Source organism: Salipiger bermudensis (assembly GCF_017309175.1).
Classification (GTDB): Bacteria; Pseudomonadota; Alphaproteobacteria; order Rhodobacterales; family Rhodobacteraceae; genus Salipiger; species Salipiger bermudensis.
On sequence record NZ_JAEKJV010000012.1, the window covers coordinates 45,924 to 65,837 of the forward strand.

A 19,914-nucleotide genomic window follows, 5' to 3' on the forward strand; every position below is an offset into this window, starting at 1 on the left:
TCAGCCTCCCATCACGATGGCCTTGGCGGTGATCTGGTCCGAGCCGTCATTCAGACGCCGGAACACCGAGTTGAAGCCCATGAAGGAGGCGTCATAGGTCAGGGTGATCTCGCTCCAGCCGGCGCGGGTCCCGGCACTGCAGTGCACCGAGCTGAGGCGCTCGGGAGAGATCATGACGAAGGTCTCGGTCAGATCCGTCACCAGGCTCTGCTCGATGGTCGCGCACAACTCGGCGCGGCTCAGGGCGCCACCGTGATGCTGCAGGGATTGCCGCGCGACCTCGTGGGTAAGCTGCTGAACGTTGGCGATGGTGAGCAGGTAGAGGGCGAGCCACGCCATGCCGGTGAGGATCGCCATGAAGACCGGAAACAGGATCGCGAACTCGACCGTCGCGCTGCCAGCCTCATCGCGCCAGGCGCGTGCCGCACGGTCTCGAAGCTTTGACTGTGACATCACCCCGTTCCTCCATGTTTATATCAAATTGATATTTATGGAGTTGGGCGATATTGGGGCGGAATGATGTCTGCGGTGTGATGTTGAGGCAATTTCGTGCCTGTCGGGGCGATACCGCCCCTCACGATCAGAGAGACTGGGCGTTGGCTCCCAGCCTGTAGACCTTGGTCTTGTGGTTCGGCGAATGCTCGATGTAGCCAAGCTCGATCAGTCGCTTCATGGCACGGTGAAAGGTGGCGTGCTTCATCTCCTCGACCGCCGTCGCGCGACGTACCTGGTCGGAGGAAATGTCGGTTGTCCCATCGCCTTGCGCGGCAATGGCGTGAAACGCGTATAGCAGGTCGCGCTCATTGCGGTTCAGATCCTCGAGTCCGAGGTCTTTCTCCATCTGCCACAGGGCAGCTCGTAGCTTTGCGATGCCGGATAGCGCGCTCATCTTGTATGTCCAAATCGACCTAAAGTATCGCCATGATAAATTTTCAGAAGATTTGGCGCAATACCGGTTTGTGCAAAGGCAGACTTGTGATTGTGACAATCTATTCAGATCGCTGCATAAGTCTGAAAATTCCGATCAAAATGAGCATGAATACCGCCAGGCCGGCGATGTCGCTGAGCACTGTGGGGTAGGCGATCGAGAAAGAGAGCGTGTGGGTCGGAAAGAGGTCGTCGAGCAGGCTGCGCAGGATGAGCGCGAATGCCGACGCCTTGACCCCGGCGAGCAGGATGATCTTCCAGACCCGGCGCCCGCCGGTCAGGTCGACCTCGGTGTCGATCCCGGCCCAGCGCATCGTGGTGAAGGCGAACGGGGCGCAGAGCGTTACCATGAGCGCGTGGCCGTCTGCGGAGCTCAGAATCTCGGCCGGCGCGTATCCTTCCAGTATCGCCTGAAGCGCGATGCCCGGGAGAAGGTAGGGGATCGACCTCCAGCCATAGAGCCAGGCGGCCAGCACGATCAGGCCGAAGCCCAGAATGACGTAGTCGCGATTGCAGTCGAACGCGCCACAGATCGCCGCGTGCGATTGCAGCAGGACAATCAGGATACCCGAGAGCGTTGCGGCCCGAATGGCATGAGTCTTCGCGGAGTCGGGCGTGCGGGTGTCGTCGTCGGTCTTCGAATTCAGCCCCAAGGGGTTGCTCCTTAATTCTTGGTCAAAGGTGCGCGCCCGATCTAACAGTTCCAAGTTGATAGATCGGCCGGTGCGGCGGTTGCACGCGGATCGCTCCTTTTCCTCCTCCTGCCGACGGTGAGGACGCAGCCCTCCCTCATTCCGTCGGTCGCATTTCGGCGCCCCCAGGATCCGCTTAAATGAGAAGCGGCCTACCGAAAAGATATATCATTGAAATGTTTTTTACCATTGGAAAAGACCCGCTGCGGTCGGGGATTCTTCGGAAAAAACGCGGGCTTGCGTGGCCTTGGCGCTTGAGTGGCGAGTCAAGAAATACGAATATTGGATATTTTCAAGAGGCTGCGTGCTGTCGGTTCGTTGGTGCGCAAATGTCGTTTCGCGCGAGTGTGTTGCTCGAATACGGCCTTGTCGCGCTTGATGTATCCCGGCCAGCGCGGGCGAAGCCGCCTTGAGGGCTTACTAGATGGCTTGGGGGGCTGTCCGAGCAGAGTGCCCCGAGGCGGCGAGCGATGTGCGGTGGGATCAGCGCCGGATCTCGTCGAGCAGCCAGCCCCGGAAGCGTTGCACGTGCGGGCTCGCCAGTGCCGGCTCCGGCAGGATCAGCGCGTAGTGCTCACCGGTTTCGAAACGCCGTGGCGCGGCCAGCGCAAGCGCGCCACGCTCGAGCGCAGGGCGGGCGACGATCTCGGGCACGATGCCGACGCCGAGCCCGGCGATGGCCGCATCGACGATCATGTCGAAATGGTCCAGCCGCGCACCGCGCAGGATGCGACGGGGGTCGGTATCTGAGCCGCGGAACCAGTCGAGCCAGAGCGTGGGGCGGGTCGATTGCTGCAGCAGCGGCAGTTCCAGGAGGTCGGCATCGCTGAGTGCATCCTGCCCGGCCAGGAGCGTCGGCGCGGCCACGATCACCATCGTTTCCGGAATCACCGGCTCGGTGCTGACCCCGGGCATATCATGCCGGCTGCGCATAATGGCGAGGTCGAATGGCTCGCGACCGAAATCCACCGGCAGCAGGCGCGCCGAGAGGTCGAGGCTGATCTCCGGGGCGACCTGAGCAAAGCGCGCGAGCCGTGGGATCAGCCAGATCCGCGCAAAGCTCGGCAGCACCGCCATGCGCAGGACCGCATCGCGCCCACCGAAGGCCATCACACCCATCGCCGCCGCGTCGAGCTCTGCGAGCAGCTCCTCGGCGCGGTCGAGGAACGCATGGCCTGCGGGCGAGAGCACCAGCCTTTGCCGCACGCGATTGAACAGCGCCACGCCCAGCCGGTCCTCGAGCGAGGCCAGTGAGCGCGAGATCGCGCTCTGCGTCAGGCCGAGGCTGTCGGCGGCCATGGTGGTGGTGCCGCGACGGGCGCAGGCGGTGAACGCCTCGAGCTCGGCGACGGACGGGATATAAGCTTTGCGCATCGGGGCTCCGGGACAAACGGTGATGGGCTGGTTTATGAGAAATTCTCATTCCTTGCGCAAATTAAATCGTTTCCATCCGGGCCCGTGCGGGCGTAGGGTGCGCGTCAAAACGCGAAAAGGATTCCGACCATGGCCGACGCCCCCAACCTTCGTCCCAAGGATAACCCCGCACTCGCCGGATTCTCGTGGGAGGATCCGTTCCTGTTCGACGCCCAGCTCGAGGAAGATGAGCGGATGATCGGCGAAAGCGCCCGCGCCTTCGCGCAGGACAAGCTGCTGCCGCGAGTCGAGCACGCCTACATGGAAGAGCATACCGATCCCGAGATCTTTGCCGAGATGGGCGCGCAGGGCCTGCTCGGGGTCACCGTGCCCGAGCAGTATGGCGGCATCGGCGCGGGCTATGTGAGCTATGGCCTTGTCGCGCGCGAGGTCGAGCGGGTGGATTCGGGCTACCGCTCGATGATGTCGGTGCAGTCGAGCCTGGTGATGTACCCGATCTACGCCTACGGCTCCGAAGCGCAGCGGCAGAAATACCTGCCCAAGCTGGCCTCGGGCGAGTGGATCGGCTGCTTTGGCCTGACCGAGCCCGATGCCGGCTCCGATCCCGCGGGCATGAAGACCCGGGCCATCAAGACCGAGGGCGGCTACCGCCTGAAGGGGGCCAAGATGTGGATCTCGAACGCGCCGATCGCGGATGTCTTCGTGGTCTGGGCCAAGTCCGAGGCGCATGGTGGCAAGATCCGCGGCTTCGTGCTCGAGAAGGGCATGAAGGGGCTTACCGCGCCGAAGATCGGCGGCAAGCTGTCCTTGCGCGCCTCGATCACCGGCGAGATCGTCATGGATGACGTGGAGGTGGGTGAAGACGCGCTGCTGCCCAATGTCGAAGGGCTCAAGGGACCGTTCGGCTGTCTCAACCGGGCACGCTACGGCATCGCCTGGGGCGTGATGGGCGCGGCGGAGGCCTGCTGGATGCAGGCGCGCCAGTATGGCCTCGACCGCAAGCAGTTCGACAAGCCGCTGGCCGGCACCCAGCTGTTCCAGAAGAAGCTCGCGGACATGCAGACCGAGATCGCGCTCGGCCTGCAGGCGGCGCTGCGCGTGGGGCGCCTGATGGACAGTGCCCAGGCAGCGCCCGAGATGATCTCGCTGATCAAGCGCAACAACTGCGGCAAGGCGCTTGATATCGCCCGCATGGCGCGTGACATGCATGGCGGCAACGGCATCCAGATCGAGTACGGCGTGATGCGCCATGCGGCCAACCTCGAAACGGTGAACACCTACGAGGGCACTCATGACGTGCACGCGCTGATCCTCGGCCGGGCACAGACCGGCATCCAGGCGTTCTTCTGATCGTCCTCTGTTGGTAGATCTTGGGAGCGGTGCCGGAAGGTGCCGCCCTCTTGCGTTTGACGGGCAGCCGACAGGAAGGGGCGCTGCCCCCTCTTGGCGCTGTGCGCCAATTCACCCCCGAGGTATTTTTGAACCAAAGAAGCCAGGAGCGCTGCGCCTCTGGCTTCTCTTCGTCAAAAATACTCCCGCCGGAGGCGTCCGCCCGTGCCACAAGCGGGGCGCAGGATCGTCCCGTTGCAACCCCGCCACCGGCAGGACCGGAACTGTCGCTGAGAAGATGCGAGGCGGGGCTGGTCAAGCGGCTGGGATATGCCTTAGACAAGGCCAACTGACAGACGGAGAGGCGCGATGGACGATCTGTTCAATTCCTTCATGAACGGCCCCGATGAGAAGGGCCGCTTCGGCATCTACGGCGGACGCTTCGTGTCCGAGACCCTGATGCCGCTGATCCTCGAGCTCGAGGAGCAGTACGAGCGGGCCAAGACCGATGACAGCTTCTGGGCCGAGATGGATGATCTCTGGAAGAACTATGTCGGCCGACCGTCGCCGCTGTATTTCGCGCAGCGCATGACCGAGGAGCTTGGCGGCGCCAAGATCTACCTCAAGCGGGACGAGCTGAACCACACCGGCGCGCACAAGATCAACAACGTGCTGGGCCAGATCATCCTCGCCAAGCGCATGGGCAAGACCCGCATCATCGCCGAGACCGGCGCCGGCCAGCACGGCGTGGCCACCGCCACGGTCTGCGCCAAGTTCGGGCTGAAATGCGTCGTCTACATGGGCGCGCATGACGTCGAGCGCCAGCAGCCCAACGTCTTTCGCATGCGCCTGCTGGGCGCCGAGGTGGTGCCGGTCACCTCCGGTCGCGGCACGCTCAAGGACGCCATGAACGACGCGCTGCGCGACTGGGTGACCAATGTGCGCGACACGTTCTACTGCATCGGTACGGTGGCGGGCCCGCACCCGTACCCGGCCATGGTGCGCGATTTCCAGGCCGTCATCGGCAAGGAAGTGCGCTGGCAGCTGGCCGAGCAGGAGGGCGAGGGCCGTCTGCCCGACAGCGTCATCGCGGCGATCGGCGGCGGCTCCAACGCCATGGGCCTGTTCCACCCGTTCCTCGACGACCCGACCGTCAAGATCATCGGCGTCGAGGCCGGGGGCAAGGGCGTGAACGAGAAGATGGAGCACTGCGCCTCGCTCACCGGCGGCCGCCCCGGCGTGCTGCACGGCAACCGCACCTACCTGCTGCAGGACGACGATGGCCAGATCCTCGAGGGCTTCTCGATCTCCGCCGGGCTCGACTACCCCGGCATCGGGCCCGAGCACGCCTGGCTGCACGACAGCGGCCGTGCCGAGTATGTCTCGATCACCGACAAGGAGGCGCTGGAGGCGTTCCAGTTCTCCTGCCGCACCGAGGGCATCATCCCGGCGCTCGAGCCCAGCCACGCGCTGGCGCATGTGATGAAGATCGCGCCGACCCTGCCAAAGGACCACATCCTCGTGATGAACATGTGCGGTCGCGGCGACAAGGACATCTTCGCCGTCGCCAAGCACCTGGGCCAAGACCTGGGCTGAGCGCCGCCTGCCTTCGGGCAGATAAATCGCATTTCTACGGCCGCGCGGGAGTATCCCGGGCGGCCGTTTTCGTTGCGCGGGAGGCGGCAGGCAAAGGGCCGCGCGGCGGTCAGTTCTCCTGAGCGGTTTGGTGCCGCGGGGATAAATTCGCAAAATTGGATAAAAGATTTGACAGGTCTCGGATAAATTTTGAATCCTCAGGCTGAGTTCTCCGGGAGGATTGCAATCGGAAATTGCGTGGGGAACCGGTTTAGGGAGGAAAATCATGACCAAGACGACATTGCTTCCGGGCCTCGTGCTCGGAACCGTCCTTGCTGTGCCGGCGGTGGCGCAGGACAACATGGACAAGCTATCCAACATGCAGCGTACCGACGCGACATTCACCAATATCGACCAGAGCGGCGACCGCGCCGACGCGCTGACAGGAATTCTCGAGCACATCAACGTGCCGGACGGGTTCGAGGTGAGCCTTTACGCGGTGGTACCGGACGCGCGCTCGATGGCGGTGGCGCCGCAGGGCACGGTAACCTTCGTGGGCACCCGCAAGGACAAGGTCTGGTCGGTGGTCGACCGCGACCGAGACCGGGTGGCCGACGAGGTCTTCGACTTCGCGCCGTCGATCACCTTCGACGTGCCGAACGGCCCGTGTTTCTCGCCGGACGGCTTCCTCTACATCGCCGAGCGCAACCGGGTGCTGACCTTCCCGGCGGCGGAGTTCTTCTTCGAGGGTCCGGACCCGGCGGTGGGCACCGTGGTCGCCAAGGGCGAGCTGGTGCCGGCGGAAGAGGAGAGCTTCAACCACACCGCGCGGGTCTGTCGCGTCGGGCCGGACGGAAAGCTCTACATCTCGCTCGGCCAGCCGCACAACGTGCAGCCTCAGGACAAGCTCGAGATGTACGACCAGATCGGCATCGGCGGCATCATCCGGATGAACACCGACGGCTCGGGCCGCGAGGTCTACACCCGTGGCATCCGCAACTCGGTCGGGCATGATTTCAACCCGGCCAATGGCGATCTGTGGTTCACCGACAACCAGGTCGACGGCATGGGCGACGACATCCCGCCGGGCGAGCTCAACCGGCAGACCGAGGCAGGCCAGCATTTCGGCTTTCCCTGGACCAATGCGCGGGTCGAGATCCCCGATTATAAGGACGTGGAGCGCCCGGAGGGGGTCGCGTTCGTCGAGCCGCAGGTCGAGATGCAGGCCCATGCGGCGGATCTGGGCATGAGCTTCTACCAGGGATCGTCCTTCCCGGAGAAATACCAGGGCGGCATCTTCTCGGCCCAGCACGGCTCGTGGAACCGCACCACGCCGGTGGGCGCGCGGGTGATGTTCACCGCGCTCGATGAAGAAGGCAACGCCGCCGGCACCGAGGTCTTTGCCGATGGCTGGCTCGATGAGAGCACTGGCGAGTATCGCGGTCGCCCGATGGACGTGGCGTTCCTCAAGGACGGCTCGATGCTGGTCTCGGACGATTTCGCCGGCGCGATCTGGCGCATCGCTTACAACCCGGCCCCGGCCAGCGAATGAAGCTGGCGGCTGTTCTCCTCGGCGGGCTGATGCTCGCCGGGGCAGGGCCGGCGGTGGCGGATGATCCCGCCGCCGGTCGCAAGGTGGCCAACATGTGCCGCACCTGTCACGGGCTCGACGGGCTGGCGCAAATTCCCATCGCGCCGCATATCGGCGGCGAGCCGGAAGAGTATCTCGAAGCGCAGCTCATGGCCTTCAAGACCGGCGCGCGCGAGCATGAGATGATGTCGGTGGTGGCAGCCGGGCTGAGTGCGCAGCAGATCTCGGATGTGGCGGCGTGGTACGCCTCGCACGAGGCCCGCGCGACGCTGCCGGAGGGCGTGAGCGTAGAGGATGCGCCGGCGGCCTGCGTCTCGTGCCACGGGGCGACCGGAATCTCCGAGTTGCTCGACGCGCCCAACCTCGCGGGAGAAGTGAACATCTATATCGATACCCAGCTCAAGGCGTTCCGCACTGGCAGGCGGACGCACGAGATCATGTCGGACATCGCCGCCGACATGACCGATGAAGAGATCCGCGCCGTGGCCGACTGGTACGGGGCTGTCCAGCTCGAGATCGAGATGCCGGAGTAGAGCGGTGCCCGGAGAAGGCGGCGAGGGCAGGGCGATCCGCTGCCCAACAACGCGCCGCGGTCGCGGGCGGCACGGCATATTTTGCCGCGCCTCTCTTGCGCTCCGTAGCCCCATGCGGAACAGATAGCGCAACGGCAACGGGCCCCGCGTGGCGGTCGGACCGGCCGAAGAGCAATTGACAGGGACAGCCCATGAAACATCTCCTGACCGCCACCGCGCTTGTCTGCAGCCTTGCCGGCGCCGCCTCCGCCCAGACCGTGCTCACCGTTGCCAACTGGCTGCCGCCGTCGCACCCGCTGGTTTCCGAGCTGATCGTGCCGATGACCGAACAGATCGCCGAGGCCACCGGCGGCGAGGTGACTGCCAATATCCTGCCCGCGCCGCTGGGGCCGCCGCAGGCGCATTTCGATTTTGCCGTCAACGGCGTGGCCGACATCACCTTCGGCGTGCAGGGCTACAACCCGGGCCGCTTCAAGACCACCAACATCGTCGAACTGCCGTTCCTCGGTGACAGCGCCGAGAATATCTCGGTGGCCTACTGGCGCGTGTTCGACGAGATGCTGCGTGACGCGGGCGAATATGACGACGTGAAGGTGCTCGCGGTGTTCAGCCATGGACCCGGCGAGATCTTCCTCAAGTCCGGTGAGGTCTCCGAGCCCGACGTGCTGCAGGGCGTCAAGCTGCGCGTCGGCGGCGGCATCGTGCACGAGGTGGCCTCGGCGCTTGGCGCGGTGCCGGTCGAGGGGCCGTCGTCCAAGGCCTACGAGCTGCTGAGCCAGGGCGTCGCCGACGGCATCTTGTTTCCCTACGAGTCGGTCAACTTCTTCAAGCTGATCCCGCAGCTCGACGAGGCGATCTCGGTGCCGGGCGGGCTCTACAACACCTCGTTCTACATCGTGATGAACAAGGCCAAGTGGGAGAGCCTCGACCCCGAGCAGCAGGACGCCATCGACACCGTCACCGGAGAGGCGCTGGCGCGCATGGCGGGCCAGATGTGGGATGCCGCCGACGCCGCAGGCAAAGCCGCCATGGAGGGCGAGATTGCCATCACCCCGGCCACCGAGGGGCAGCTCTCGGCCTGGGAAGGCGCGCTGTCACCGCTGGTGCAAGCAAAGCTCGACGAGGCGGCCGAGACCGGCGTCGACGCGCAGGCGGCGTTTGACATGCTGAAGGCCGAGATCGCCAAGGAAGCCGCCGAGTAATGCCCGAGGCCCTGCCCGAGACGACGCGCCCGCGCGGGGCCTTTGGCCTGCGCGCGGCGCTTGCGGTGCTGGGCGGCGTGCTGCTGATGGCGCTGATGGGGATGACGGTGACCGACGTGATCGGGCGCTACCTCTTCAACGCGCCACTCAGAGGCGCCACCGAACTCACCGAGCTGCTGCTCGCCGCCGTCGTCTTTCTTGGTCTGCCAGCGGTGGCGCTGGCCGATGAACACGTGACGGTGGATCTGGTGACCGACCGGATGCCGGCGGCGGTGAAGCCGTGGCGGGGTGCAGTGACGGGGCTGTTCTCGGCGGTGGTTCTGGCGGTGGTGGCGTGGCGGGTCTGGGTCTACGCGGCGCAGATCGGCGGCTATGGCGGAACCACGACGACGCTGGCGATCCCGATCGCCCCCTTGGGCTATTTCTGTGCGGTCTGCACCGGCTTTGGTGCTCTCCTGACCGCGCTCGTGCCGGCACATGCGCTGATCCGGCACCTGAAAGGACACTGACATCATGGAAAGCTGGCCGGTCGGCATGGCCATTCTCGGCGTGCTGCTTCTCGTGGGCGTGCCGATCTCGATGGCCCTCGCGGGCGTGGGGCTCGTGGGCGTGGCCTCGATCATCGGCTGGACCCCGGCGCTGTCGCTGCTGGGCTCGGCCTTCTTCGACAACGGGCGCGACTACTCGCTCTCGGTGCTGCCGCTGTTCCTGATGATGGGCAATTTCGTGGTGCAGTCGGGCATCGCGGAGGAGCTCTACAAGTCGGCGTATGCCTGGCTGCGCCACCGCAAGGGCGGGCTGGCCACGGCCACCGTCATCGCCTGCGGTGCGTTCAGCTCGGTCTGCGGCTCGTCGATGGCCACGGCGGCCACGATGACCCGCATCGCGCTGCCCTCGATGCGGCGCTACGGCTATCCCGACCGGCTCTCCACCGCCTCGATCGCCGCCGGCGGTACGCTGGGCATCCTGATCCCGCCCTCGGTGATCCTCGTGTTTTACGGCATCATGACCCAGCAGGACATCGGCAAGCTGTTCCTCGCGGGGCTGATCCCCGGGCTGATCGGCATCATCGGCTACACCATCGCCGTGCGCATCACGCTGGTGACCCAGAAGATCGATCTGCCGGTCGAGCCCAAGCTGCCTCTCCTTGACCGCATCCGTGCGCTCAAAGGCACCGCCGGCGCGCTGATCCTCTTTGTCTTCGTGATGGGCGGCATCTATCTCGGCGTCTTCACCCCCACCGAAAGCGCCGGCATGGGCGCGGGCGGGGCGTTCCTGCTGGTGCTGCTCTCGGGACGGTTCAGCCGCGAGAAGATGATCGCGGTGCTCTACGACACCATGAAGACCACCTCGATGATGTTCTTCATCCTGTTCGGCGCGCTGACCTTCACCAACTACGTCAACATGTCGGGCATGACCCGCGACATCCAGGCGGCGCTGAGCGTCTTCGGCGACACGCCGATGATGACCATTCTCGTGATGCTCTGCATCTACCTTGTCTTGGGCTGCGTGCTCGAAAGCCTGTCGATGATCATGCTGACCGTGCCGGTCTTCTACCCCATCGTGGCGGCGCAGGGCATCGACCTGATCTGGTTCGGCATCTTCGTCGTCATGGTGACCGAGATCTCCTACATCACCCCGCCGGTGGGGATGAACGCCTTCGTGCTGCGCTCGGTGGTGCCCGATGTGCGGCTCGGCACGATCTTCGGCGGGCTCGCGCCCTTCGTCGCGATGGACGTGCTGCGCGTGGCGCTGCTCACCGCGTTTCCGGGGCTGGTGCTGCTGCTGACCTGAGCGTGGCTCAGTCCGCAAGCGGCCGGAACGAGACCTCTCCGATCAGCCAGTCGCGAAACGCGGCCACCCGTTCGGAGCGGCCCTCCGGCGTGACGAGGTAATAGGCTTTTTCGGTCGAGTAGGGCGCGTCGAGCGCCACGCGCAGCAGACCGTCCGAAAGCTCGCGTTCGATCAGGTAGCGCGGCAGCAGCGCGCAGCCCATGCCGGCCTTCACCGCCTCGATGGCGAGCGAGATCTGGTCGACCCAGTGGCCCTCGCCGGCGCGCTCGACGGCGACGCCGTGATGGGCGAACCAGTCGGGCCAGAGACCGGGCCGCTCGGAGAGGTGGATGCGGGGCAGAGGGGCGAGCTCGGCCGGAGCGGAGGGAACCTGCGGGGCGCCGCCGCCGATCACCGGCACCATGATCTCGGAGCAAAGGTAGCTGCAGATCCCGCCCGGCCAGTTGGGCTGGCCGTAGTGAATGGCCAGATCGCAGGGGCTGTCATTGAAGTCGAACACGCCCTTTCGGGTGCTGAGATCGATGCGCAACCCGGGATGCTGCGCAAGGTAGCCGGGCAGGCGCGGCATCAGCCAGCGCGCGGCAAAGGTCGGCAGCGCGTTGATCGAGAGCACCGTCTCCTGGGCACCGCCAGCCCCGGCGTGACGCAGGGCGCGCTCGGCCAGCCGCAGCAGGCGCTGCGCCTCGGGCAGCAGGTCTTCGCCCGCGCGGGTGAGCACCACGCGGCCCGGCGCGCGCTCGAACAGCGGTTTGCCGATCTGCTCCTCGAGCTCGCGGATCTGGCGGCTGACGGCGCTCTGGGTCAGCGCCAGCTCCTCGGCGGCGCGGGTGAAATTGCCGTGTCGCGCGGCCTGCTCGAAGGTCTGGAGCACGCGCAGGTCGGGCAGGTGGCGGCGCTGCAGGCTCATCGGCGCTCAGCGTGCCCCGGCCGCGTGCATCAGCGTCGCGCCGAACTCGTAGTAGCTGCCCTTGAGCGCCGTGAGGCTTTCATCGTGGCCTTTCACAGGGACCAGCGGCAGGCCCGAGAGATCGCCCGAAAGCAGTGCCTCGGCGCTGGCCGTGCCGAACACCGTGCCGGGGCCGATGCCGCGCCCGGAATAGCCGAAGCACGACAGCGCGTTGGGCCCGATCTCGACGATTTTCGGGATATGGTCCGAGGTCATCGCGATGCGCCCGCACCAGGCATGCTCAAAGGGCAGATCGGCGATCTCGGGGAAGAGCTGGCGCAACTTGCGCCGGGCCCACCCGGCATGAATGCCGCCGCCGGGGCCGTCGAGATTGCCCATCCCGCCGAGGATCATTCGCCCAGCGTGATCGGTGCGGAAGGACGACATGACCAGCGCGGTGTCCCAGCAGCCTTCGCCGCGGGCGAGGATGCGGGCGCGGGCGGAGGCCGGCATCGGGGCAGTGGCGAACTGGCCGAAATGCACCGGCGTGTAGGCTGGCGGCTGTGCACCCGCGAGCGGCGCATGGTAGGCATTGGTCGCCATCAGCAGGGCGCCCGCTTGCACGGTCTGGCCGTTGCAGGTGACACGCCAGCTGTCGCCCGCGCGGGCGATGTTCGTCACCGGGCTGTCTTCGAAGATCCGAGCCCCGGCGCGCGTTGCTGCGCGCGCCAGCCCGCGGCAATAGGCCAGGGGCTGCACCGTCCCGGCGCGCGGATCGAAGAGCGCGCCATGCACCGACGCGCTGCCGACGCGTTCCTGTGCCTCGGCGGCGTCGAGCAGTTGCAACGGCGCGCCGTGGGCATTGCCCTGCCGAAAGCGGGCGCGCAGGTCATCCATGCCGGATGGGGCGTGGGCGCAATGCAGGGTGCCGTTGCGGGTGGCCTCGCAGGAGATTTCCTCGCGCTCGATGATCCCGTAGACCAGATCGGGGGCCGCCCCGAGACGGGCGATCAGCGCGCGGCCCGCATCTTCGCCAAGCTCGGCGAGGATCTCGTCGGGCTTGAGCCACAGCCCGGCATTGGCCAAGCCCACATTGCGCCCCGAGCCGCCGTGACCGATGGTCCGGGCCTCGAGCAGCGCCACCGAGGCACCGCTACGCGCGGCCTGAAGCGCCGCCGCGCTACCGCTGAAGCCGCCACCGATCACCGCCAGATCGACGCTGAGGGCGCGATCGAGCGGGCCGGCCGAGATCACCTCCTTGCTGGAGGCGCGCCAGAGATTGCCGTGTTGCGAAGCTGTCATCTTGTCCGTCCTAGGTCGCCGGATCCGCCGCCTGCGGAAGTCCCGAAATCTGTCCCGTGACAGAGGTGTAACAGCGTTGGGCTGGGATGGAAGAGCCTGTGAACAGGCGACGGGCGCCGGGAGAGCCCGGCGCCCGAAGGATTGGCAGGCTCAGCCCTGCGGCACCAGCTTGCCGGGGTTCATGATGCCCTTGGGGTCGAGCGCCTGCTTGATCTGGCCCATGACCTGCCAGCCGTCACCGTGCTCGGCCTCCATGTAGGCCATCTTGCCGAGGCCGACGCCGTGCTCGCCGGTGCAGGTGCCGCCAAGCGCCAGCGCGCGCTCGGCCATGCGGTGGGACAGGCGCTTGGCTTCGTCGAGCTCTTCCGGCTTGTCGGGGTCGATCAGCAGGATGGCGTGGAAATTGCCGTCGCCCACATGGCCGAGGATCGGGCCGGGCACGCCGCTTTGCGCGATGTCGGCCTGTGTTTCCTCGACCGCGGTGGCAAGCCGCGAGATCGGCACGCACATGTCGGTCACCACCGCCCGCGCGCCCTTGCGCGAGGCGAGGATGGCGTAATAGCCGTTGTGACGCAGCGCCCAGAGCGCCCGGCGCTCCTCTTCGCGGGCCGACCACTGGAACGGCGAGGCCCCGTGCTCGGCGACGATCTCGCCGAAGCGCTCGGCATCCTGCGCCACGCTCTCGGGCGAGCCGTGGAACTCGACGAGAAGGTGCGGCGCCTGCGACATCTCCATGCCGGAATAGGCCGTGAAGGCTTGCGCGGTGGCCGCGTCGACGAACTCGATCCGCGCCATCGGGATGCCCATCTGGATGGTCTCCATCACCGCCGTGACCGCCGAGCCCATGTCGGGGAAGGCGCAGATCCCGGCGCTGGTGGCCTCGGGGATGCCGTGCAGCCGCAGGGTCAGCTCCGTCACGAGGCCCAGCGTGCCCTCCGAACCCACCATCAGCGCGGTCAGATCGAAACCGGCGGCACTCTTGCGGGCGCGGGTTCCGGTGCGGATCACCCGGCCATCGGCCAGCACAACGGTCAGACCCAGCACGTTGTCGCGCATGGTGCCGTAACGCACGGTGGTGGTGCCCGAGGCGCGGGTCATCGCCATGCCGCCGAGGCTCGCGTTGGCGCCGGGATCGACCGGGAAGAACAGGCCGGTGGCGCGCAGTTCCTCGTTCAACGCCTCGCGGGTGACGCCGGGCTGCACGGTCACGTCCATGTCGTCGAGCCGGATCTCGATCACCTTGTTCATGCGCGAGAAATCCACCACCACGCCGCCATGCACCGCGAGCCCGTGGCCCTCGAGCGAGGTGCCGGCCCCCCAGCCGATCACCGGGCAATCGTGCTCGGCGCAGATCTTCACCAGAGCCTGCACCTCCTCGGTGCTTTCGGGATAGGCCACCGCGTCGGGCGGCGTGGTCGGGAAATGGGACTCGGATCGGCCGTGTTCGGCCAGATCGGGCTTGGACCGGCTGAGCCGTTCGCCTAGGAGAGAGGCGAGAGCATCAAGGGCGGCGTCTTTGGGCATTGGTAACCTCCGGGGAAATCGCGGGGACCATAGCGATGCCGCTCGCCCGGCGAAAGCCAAAGGGGCCGGCGAAAGCCAAAGGGGCCCGGCGAAAGCCAAAGGGGAGAGGGAATGTTGCGCGAGGTTGCCCGCCAGTGGCACGAAATGCGCGCCACCTGCGGGCGCGGCTGGGACACGCTGAGGCACAAGGCACCGGGGCAGGTGACCTTCTGGCTCATCGCGCTGGTGGTCGGCGCCGCGGCGGGCTTTGCCGCTATCCTGTTCCGCTCTGCGATCAATCGCCTTCAGGCTGCGCTTTACGGCACCGAGGACGTCAACACGCTGGCCAGCTTCGCCAGCGAGTTGCACTGGCTCTGGGTGCTGCTGATCCCGCTCGGCGGCGGCATCGTGGTCGGCCTCATCATCCAGTTCCTGACACCAGATGGCCGCGTGCGCTCGGTCTCGGACGTGATCGAGGGCGCGGCGCTCAACGATGGCCGGGTCGAAAAGAAGGCCGGCATCGCCTCTGCGCTGTGTTCGTGGATCACCCTCTCGACCGGCGGCTCGACGGGACGCGAGGGGCCGGTGGTGCACATTGCGGCAATGATCTCTTCGTGGGTGTCGAACCTGTTGCGGGTCGACGGCATCACCGGGCGCGACCTTCTGGGCTGCGCGGTGGCGGCGGCGGTCTCGGCAAGCTTCAACGCCCCGATCGCCGGGGCGCTGTTCGGGCTCGAGGTGGTGCTGCGCCATTTCGCCCTGCACGCCTTTGCCCCGATCGTGGTGGCCAGCGCCGCCGGCACGGTGATCAACCGGCTGGCCTTTGGCGACGTCACCGAGTTCCTGCTGCCCGGCACCACCACGGTCGAGTTCTACCTCGAGCTGCCCGCCTTTTTCCTGATGGGACTGGTCTGCGGGCTGGTGGCCGTCGTGATGATGCGGGCGATCTTCTGGTCCGACGATCTCGGCAACCGGCTGCAGAAGCGCATGGGGCTACCGATCTGGCTGCGCCCGGCGGTGACGGGGCTGCTGCTTGGCGCCATCGCCATCGAGTTCCCGCATATCATCGGCGTGGGCTACGAGACCACCTCGCTGGCACTGACCGGCGGGCTCGGCCTGCGCGAGGCGTTGCTGTTCACCATCGTCAAGGTGGCGGCGGTGTCGATCACCATGGCCGGGCGCATGGGCGGCGGCGTGTTCTCGCCCTCGCTGATGGTCGGCGCACTGACCGGGCTGACCTTCGCCCATATCGCCACCGGGCTGTTCCCCGAGCAGAGCTCGGCCTTCACGCTTTATGCGCTGGCGGGCATGGGCGCGGTGGCGGCGGCGGTGCTGGGCGCGCCGATCTCGACCACGCTGATCGTGTTCGAACTGACCGGAGACTGGCAGACCGGGCTTGCGGTGATGGTCTCGGTCTCGATGTCCACGGCGGTGGCGTCGCGGCTGGTCGACCGAAGCTTCTTCCTCAGCCAGCTCGAACGGCGCAACGTGCATCTTGCCGCCGGGCCGCAGGCCTACCTTCTGGCGATGTTCCGCGTGGCGGGCGTGATGCGCAAGCCGGGAGATCCGGGGGCGGCGGACGAGGAAGCCTGCCTGCGGATGATCGAGCAGGGGCTCTACGTGCAACAGGGCGCGACGCTCGAGACCGCGTTGCCGCGCTTCGAGAAGTCCGGCGTTGCCTACCTGCCCGTGGTGACCCTCGAGGGCGCGGCGCAGACGCCGGTGCTGCAGGGAGCGCTGTTCCATGTCGACGCGCTCAAGGCCTACAACCGCGCGCTTGCCGCCACCGCGGCAGAAGAGCATTCGTGACGCCGCGGCGCTTTCGTCGGGCTGTGACTAAATTTTAGGCGCTGGAGCGTGGTGTCCCTCCGAGCCGCGGCGGGGCTGCGGAACGTTGCCCGAACATGCGCGGATTTCTGCCGAACCCACATCACCGGACTTTGCAAAAGTTTACGGTTGGTAAAAGGATATCCGCGAGCTGCCGGAAACAGGCGGCCGAGCAGAAACAACCGTTCGAGGGACGAATGAGCGTTACCGGCGCCCGCAAGGCCAGATTTGGCCTGCCCATCCTGTGTGCAATTATTCTGGCCACCGCGGCCTGTTCGACCAAGGCGCCCGACATCGCCTACAGCTCGAGTGGCATCGATCTCGAGCGCCGCGCCATGGCGCTGCGCGAGGTGCGCCAGCTGCAGGATGCCGGCCGCCGCGTCTGGTGCGTGCCCTTCGCCCGCAACGCCAGCGGTGTCGAGATCCGCGGCAACGCCAACACCTGGTGGGGCAAGGCGCATGGGCTTTACGAGCGCGGCGTGCAACCCGTCGAGGGCGCCGTGATGGCGTTCGCGGCCACCGGTGGGATGCCGATGGGCCACGTCGCCGTGGTCTCCGACATCCTGTCGCCGCGCGAGGTCCGGATCGATCACGCCAACTGGAAGCGCAACAAGGTGACGCTGGGCATGACGGTCCAGGACGTCTCGGCGGCCAATGACTGGTCGGAAGTGCGCGTCGAGAGCAACCCGGGCAGCTTCGGCAAGGTCTACCCGATCAACGGTTTCATCTATCCCAGCCGGGTCCAGTAAGTCTTTCCCTGCAATATGGTGCGCGCCTTGGGCGCGCGCTGGTCGTCTCGCCCGCGGCCCTCGGGCCGCGGTCTCGGGGCGTGGGTGGAGAGCTGACGCCTTTTTCGGGCGTTGCGGCCGGATGCTTGGGGCGGCCTGCCTCCGGCGGGAGTATTTTTGACGAAGAGAAGACAGGGGCGCTGAGAAGGCGGGGGCGCTGAGGGGACGGGGGCGCTCAGAAGGCGGGGGCGTTTTCGTGGCGGGTGGCGCCTGCAATGAGAAAAGGCAGGCGCGGGGCCTGCCTTTTTCGGTTTTGGTGGATGGTCGGAAGATCAGACCTGCTCGACCGCGACGCCGTCCTGGACCTGGAAGGCGAGGTAGCCGGCGAGCGGCGCCGCTTCGTCCCTCGGGCTTTCATAGGACAGCACAGCATTCTCGTAGCTGCGGCTCTTGGAGGCGATGGTGAAATGGGTTGCCTCGCCGATATGCTGGTTGATGGTGCGGTAGTCGGACGGCTCGAGGAAGGCCATGGCGATGTCCTCGCGCGGGAAGAAGATCACGCCGGGCATGTCGCCCTCGGTCAGTTCCAGCGTCCGGTTGCTTTCGCCCAGCACCGCGCCGCCGGCGCGGATCACCCAGGTGCCCTCGGTCGGGCGGATGGTGATGTGGTTCATCATGTCGTTTTCTCCCCGTTTCCTCGCGGATCATATACCAGCCGTCTTGCGACAGTCCTGTGTCAAAGCGGCGCGCAGGCCGCTGCCAGCCATTCCGCGTCGGCGCCCTCGACGAGCGGACCGATGCGGGCCAGCACCTCTTCGTGATAGGCGTCGAGCCAGCTGCGCTCGGCCTGCGTCAGCAGCGCCGGCACCACCAGCCGCCTGTCGATCGGCACCCATGTCAGGGTCTCGAAGCGCAACATCCGTGGCACCGTCTGGCCCGGCAGGGCGTCAGCGGTCTCCACGGCGATGAGGTTCTCGATCCGGATACCATAGGCGCCCTCGCGGTAAAAGCCCGGCTCGTTCGACAGGATCATCCCCGGCTCGAGCGGCACCACGCCGGTGCGGGCGATGCGCGCAGGCCCCTCGTGCACGCTGAGATAGGCGCCGACGCCGTGGCCGGTGCCGTGGCCATAGTCGAGCCCTTCCTCCCAGAGTGCCGCGCGGGCCAGCACGTCGATATCGCGCCCGGCCAGACCCGCCGGGAAGCGCAGCCGCGACAGCGCGATCATGCCCTTGAGCACGCGCGTGAAATTGGCGCATTCCTCCTCGCCCACGTCGCCGATGGCAATGGTGCGGGTGATGTCGGTGGTGCCGTCCACGTATTGCCCGCCGCTGTCGACCAGCAGCAGTTCGCCCTCGCCGACGCGGCGATCCGTGGCCTCGGTGACGCGGTAATGCACGATGGCGCCGTTCGGGCCGGCGCCGGCGATGGTCTCGAAGGAGATGTCGCGCAGCGCGTTGGTGGCCCGGCGCTCGGCCTCGAGCGTGGTGACGACACCGATCTCGGTGAGGCTGCCCGGGGTCTGGCGGTCTAGCCAGGCGAGGAAGCGCACCATCGCGGCGCCGTCGCGCAGATGTGCCGCGCGGGCGCCCTCGAGTTCGGCGGCATTCTTGCGCGCCTTGGGCAGCACGCAGGGATCGGGGGCCTCGACGATCTCGGCCGTGGCGAGCGCGTCGGCCACCGCGACCGGGCAGCTGGCCGGGTCGATCTGCACCTTGCCGCCCAGCGTGGCGACCGCGGCAAGGAAGCCCTCGGGCGGCAGCACCTTGACCTTTGGCCCGAGATGATCGCCCAGGCCCTCGAGCTTGGCGGCGTCGATGAAGAGCTCGACCGTGCCGTCCTCGTTGAGCAGGGCGAAGCCGTGTGGCACCGGGTTGCGCGGGATGTCGGAGCCACGGATATTCAGCAGCCATGCGATGCTGTCGGGCAGTGTGATGACGCAGGTCGCGGCCTTGAGATCGCGCGCCAGCCGGTCGATCTTGTCGGCGTGCGGCTCGCCGGTGAGCTCCAGCGGCTGGGCGAAGACGGCGCCCTGCGGGGGGCTGGGCTGGTCGGGCCAGATCCGGTCGACGAGGTTGTCGGTGCGGATGAAGCCGTGGCTTTCGAGCTTGGCCTCAAGCCCGCGCAGCTGGTCGACCGAGAACAGCCACGGGTCGATGCCGATCCGGCCGCCCTCGGGCAGCTTTCGGGCAATCCAGTCGGCGAGGCCGGTTTCCGGCCAGTCGACCGGGGTGAAGTCCTCTGCCACCTGCGCCTTGACCTGCACCCGGTAGCGGCCGTCGATGAAGACGCCGGCCTCCTCGGTCAGCGCCACGCAGAACCCGGCCGAGCCCGTGAAGCCGGTGAGCCAGGCCAGCCGGTCGTCGCGGGGGGCGACGTATTCGCCCTGATGCGCATCGGCACGCGGCACGATGAATCCGTCGAGCCCTTCGCGGGCGAGCTCTTCGCGCAGGCTGGTCAGGCGCGGCGGGCCCTGCTCGGGGCGGGCGGTCTCCTGAAAGGTCTGAAACATGGCGCGGCCTCCTTTTTCGCGGACCCTATCAGGCCTGCGCCCGGGTGCCAGTGGCAACTGCGTCGGCCGGGGCGCGACACCCGGGCACTTGTTCAAGGCGGCCGTGGGGGGCGGAGACGCGCCGTGAGCGGGGCCCGAG

Annotated in this window: 18 protein-coding genes; 9 read left to right on the top strand and 9 right to left on the bottom strand. The window is 66.9% G+C overall.

What is annotated here, in order from left to right; translation table 11 throughout:
• From JF542_RS16195 to JF542_RS16210, 4 genes are all read right to left on the bottom strand, one after another.
• Nucleotides 1–453 (bottom strand): TadE/TadG family type IV pilus assembly protein, encoded by a 453-nt coding sequence (locus tag JF542_RS16195; protein ID WP_207076598.1) that lies wholly within the window; start codon nt 451–453, stop codon nt 1–3.
• Nucleotides 454–580: 127 nt separating this feature from the next.
• Entirely contained in the window at nt 581–889 is a 309-nt protein-coding gene (locus tag JF542_RS16200) for a hypothetical protein (RefSeq protein WP_040544786.1), read from the bottom strand.
• A 100-nt stretch (nt 890–989) separates the two neighbouring features.
• The gene (locus JF542_RS16205) at nt 990–1,580 is read right to left on the bottom strand and encodes a hypothetical protein (RefSeq protein ID WP_007800024.1); all 591 of its coding nucleotides are present in this window, start codon (nt 1,578–1,580) and stop codon (nt 990–992) included.
• Between the two features lie 522 nt (nt 1,581–2,102).
• A complete protein-coding gene (locus JF542_RS16210) occupies nt 2,103–2,993 on the bottom strand; it encodes a LysR substrate-binding domain-containing protein (protein ID WP_007800026.1) in 891 nt (296 codons plus the stop codon).
• Between the two features lie 129 nt (nt 2,994–3,122).
• Between JF542_RS16210 and JF542_RS16215 the strand changes: the two genes are divergently transcribed.
• The 7 genes from JF542_RS16215 to JF542_RS16245 all read left to right on the top strand — a co-directional run bounded on the left by JF542_RS16215 (nt 3,123) and on the right by JF542_RS16245 (nt 11,017).
• Nucleotides 3,123–4,343, top strand: coding sequence for an acyl-CoA dehydrogenase (locus JF542_RS16215; protein WP_207076599.1), 1,221 nt, complete (start codon nt 3,123–3,125; stop codon nt 4,341–4,343).
• A 348-nt stretch (nt 4,344–4,691) separates the two neighbouring features.
• The gene (trpB, locus tag JF542_RS16220; protein ID WP_207076600.1) at nt 4,692–5,918 is read left to right on the top strand and encodes a tryptophan synthase subunit beta; all 1,227 of its coding nucleotides are present in this window, start codon (nt 4,692–4,694) and stop codon (nt 5,916–5,918) included.
• Between the two features lie 265 nt (nt 5,919–6,183).
• Nucleotides 6,184–7,449, top strand: a complete 1,266-nt coding sequence (locus JF542_RS16225) for a PQQ-dependent sugar dehydrogenase (protein WP_207076601.1) — start codon at nt 6,184–6,186, stop codon at nt 7,447–7,449.
• Complete coding sequence (locus JF542_RS16230) at nt 7,446–8,021, top strand: c-type cytochrome (protein ID WP_207076602.1); 576 nt, start codon at nt 7,446–7,448, stop codon at nt 8,019–8,021. The genes JF542_RS16225 and JF542_RS16230 overlap by 4 nt, the downstream gene beginning before the upstream one ends.
• A 191-nt stretch (nt 8,022–8,212) precedes the next feature.
• Entirely contained in the window at nt 8,213–9,223 is a 1,011-nt protein-coding gene (locus JF542_RS16235; RefSeq protein WP_207076603.1) for a TRAP transporter substrate-binding protein, read from the top strand.
• The gene (locus JF542_RS16240; protein ID WP_207076604.1) at nt 9,223–9,732 is read left to right on the top strand and encodes a TRAP transporter small permease; all 510 of its coding nucleotides are present in this window, start codon (nt 9,223–9,225) and stop codon (nt 9,730–9,732) included. The genes JF542_RS16235 and JF542_RS16240 overlap by 1 nt, the downstream gene beginning before the upstream one ends.
• Before the next feature lie 4 nt (nt 9,733–9,736).
• The gene (locus JF542_RS16245; RefSeq protein WP_207076605.1) at nt 9,737–11,017 is read left to right on the top strand and encodes a TRAP transporter large permease; all 1,281 of its coding nucleotides are present in this window, start codon (nt 9,737–9,739) and stop codon (nt 11,015–11,017) included.
• Between the two features lie 7 nt (nt 11,018–11,024).
• Here the strand turns inward: JF542_RS16245 and JF542_RS16250 are convergent, their stop codons facing one another.
• The 3 genes from JF542_RS16250 to JF542_RS16260 form a co-directional block, all read right to left on the bottom strand.
• Nucleotides 11,025–11,924 (bottom strand): LysR family transcriptional regulator, encoded by a 900-nt coding sequence (locus JF542_RS16250; RefSeq protein WP_207076606.1) that lies wholly within the window; start codon nt 11,922–11,924, stop codon nt 11,025–11,027.
• A gap of 6 nt (nt 11,925–11,930) precedes the next feature.
• Entirely contained in the window at nt 11,931–13,205 is a 1,275-nt protein-coding gene (locus JF542_RS16255; RefSeq protein WP_207076607.1) for an NAD(P)/FAD-dependent oxidoreductase, read from the bottom strand.
• Between the two features lie 150 nt (nt 13,206–13,355).
• Nucleotides 13,356–14,729, bottom strand: coding sequence for an FAD-binding oxidoreductase (locus JF542_RS16260; protein ID WP_207076608.1), 1,374 nt, complete (start codon nt 14,727–14,729; stop codon nt 13,356–13,358).
• Nucleotides 14,730–14,840: 111 nt separating this feature from the next.
• On the opposite strand from JF542_RS16260, the gene JF542_RS16265 reads away from it, so the two are divergent.
• Together JF542_RS16265 and JF542_RS16270 are read left to right on the top strand one after the other, a co-directional pair.
• Nucleotides 14,841–16,517: a chloride channel protein gene (locus JF542_RS16265; RefSeq protein WP_207076609.1), complete on the top strand. Its 1,677-nt coding sequence runs from the start codon at nt 14,841–14,843 to the stop codon at nt 16,515–16,517.
• 215 nt (nt 16,518–16,732) lie between these two features.
• A complete protein-coding gene (locus JF542_RS16270; RefSeq protein WP_207076610.1) occupies nt 16,733–17,284 on the top strand; it encodes a CHAP domain-containing protein in 552 nt (183 codons plus the stop codon).
• A gap of 311 nt (nt 17,285–17,595) precedes the next feature.
• Here JF542_RS16270 and JF542_RS16275 read toward each other — a convergent pair whose 3' ends face one another.
• Together JF542_RS16275 and JF542_RS16280 are read right to left on the bottom strand one after the other, a co-directional pair.
• Entirely contained in the window at nt 17,596–17,940 is a 345-nt protein-coding gene (locus JF542_RS16275; RefSeq protein ID WP_040544788.1) for a DUF427 domain-containing protein, read from the bottom strand.
• A gap of 59 nt (nt 17,941–17,999) precedes the next feature.
• On the bottom strand, nt 18,000–19,775 hold the full coding sequence (locus tag JF542_RS16280; RefSeq protein WP_207076611.1) for an aminopeptidase P family protein: 1,776 nt from the start codon (nt 19,773–19,775) through the stop codon (nt 18,000–18,002).
• Nucleotides 19,776–19,914 lie beyond the last annotated feature (139 nt).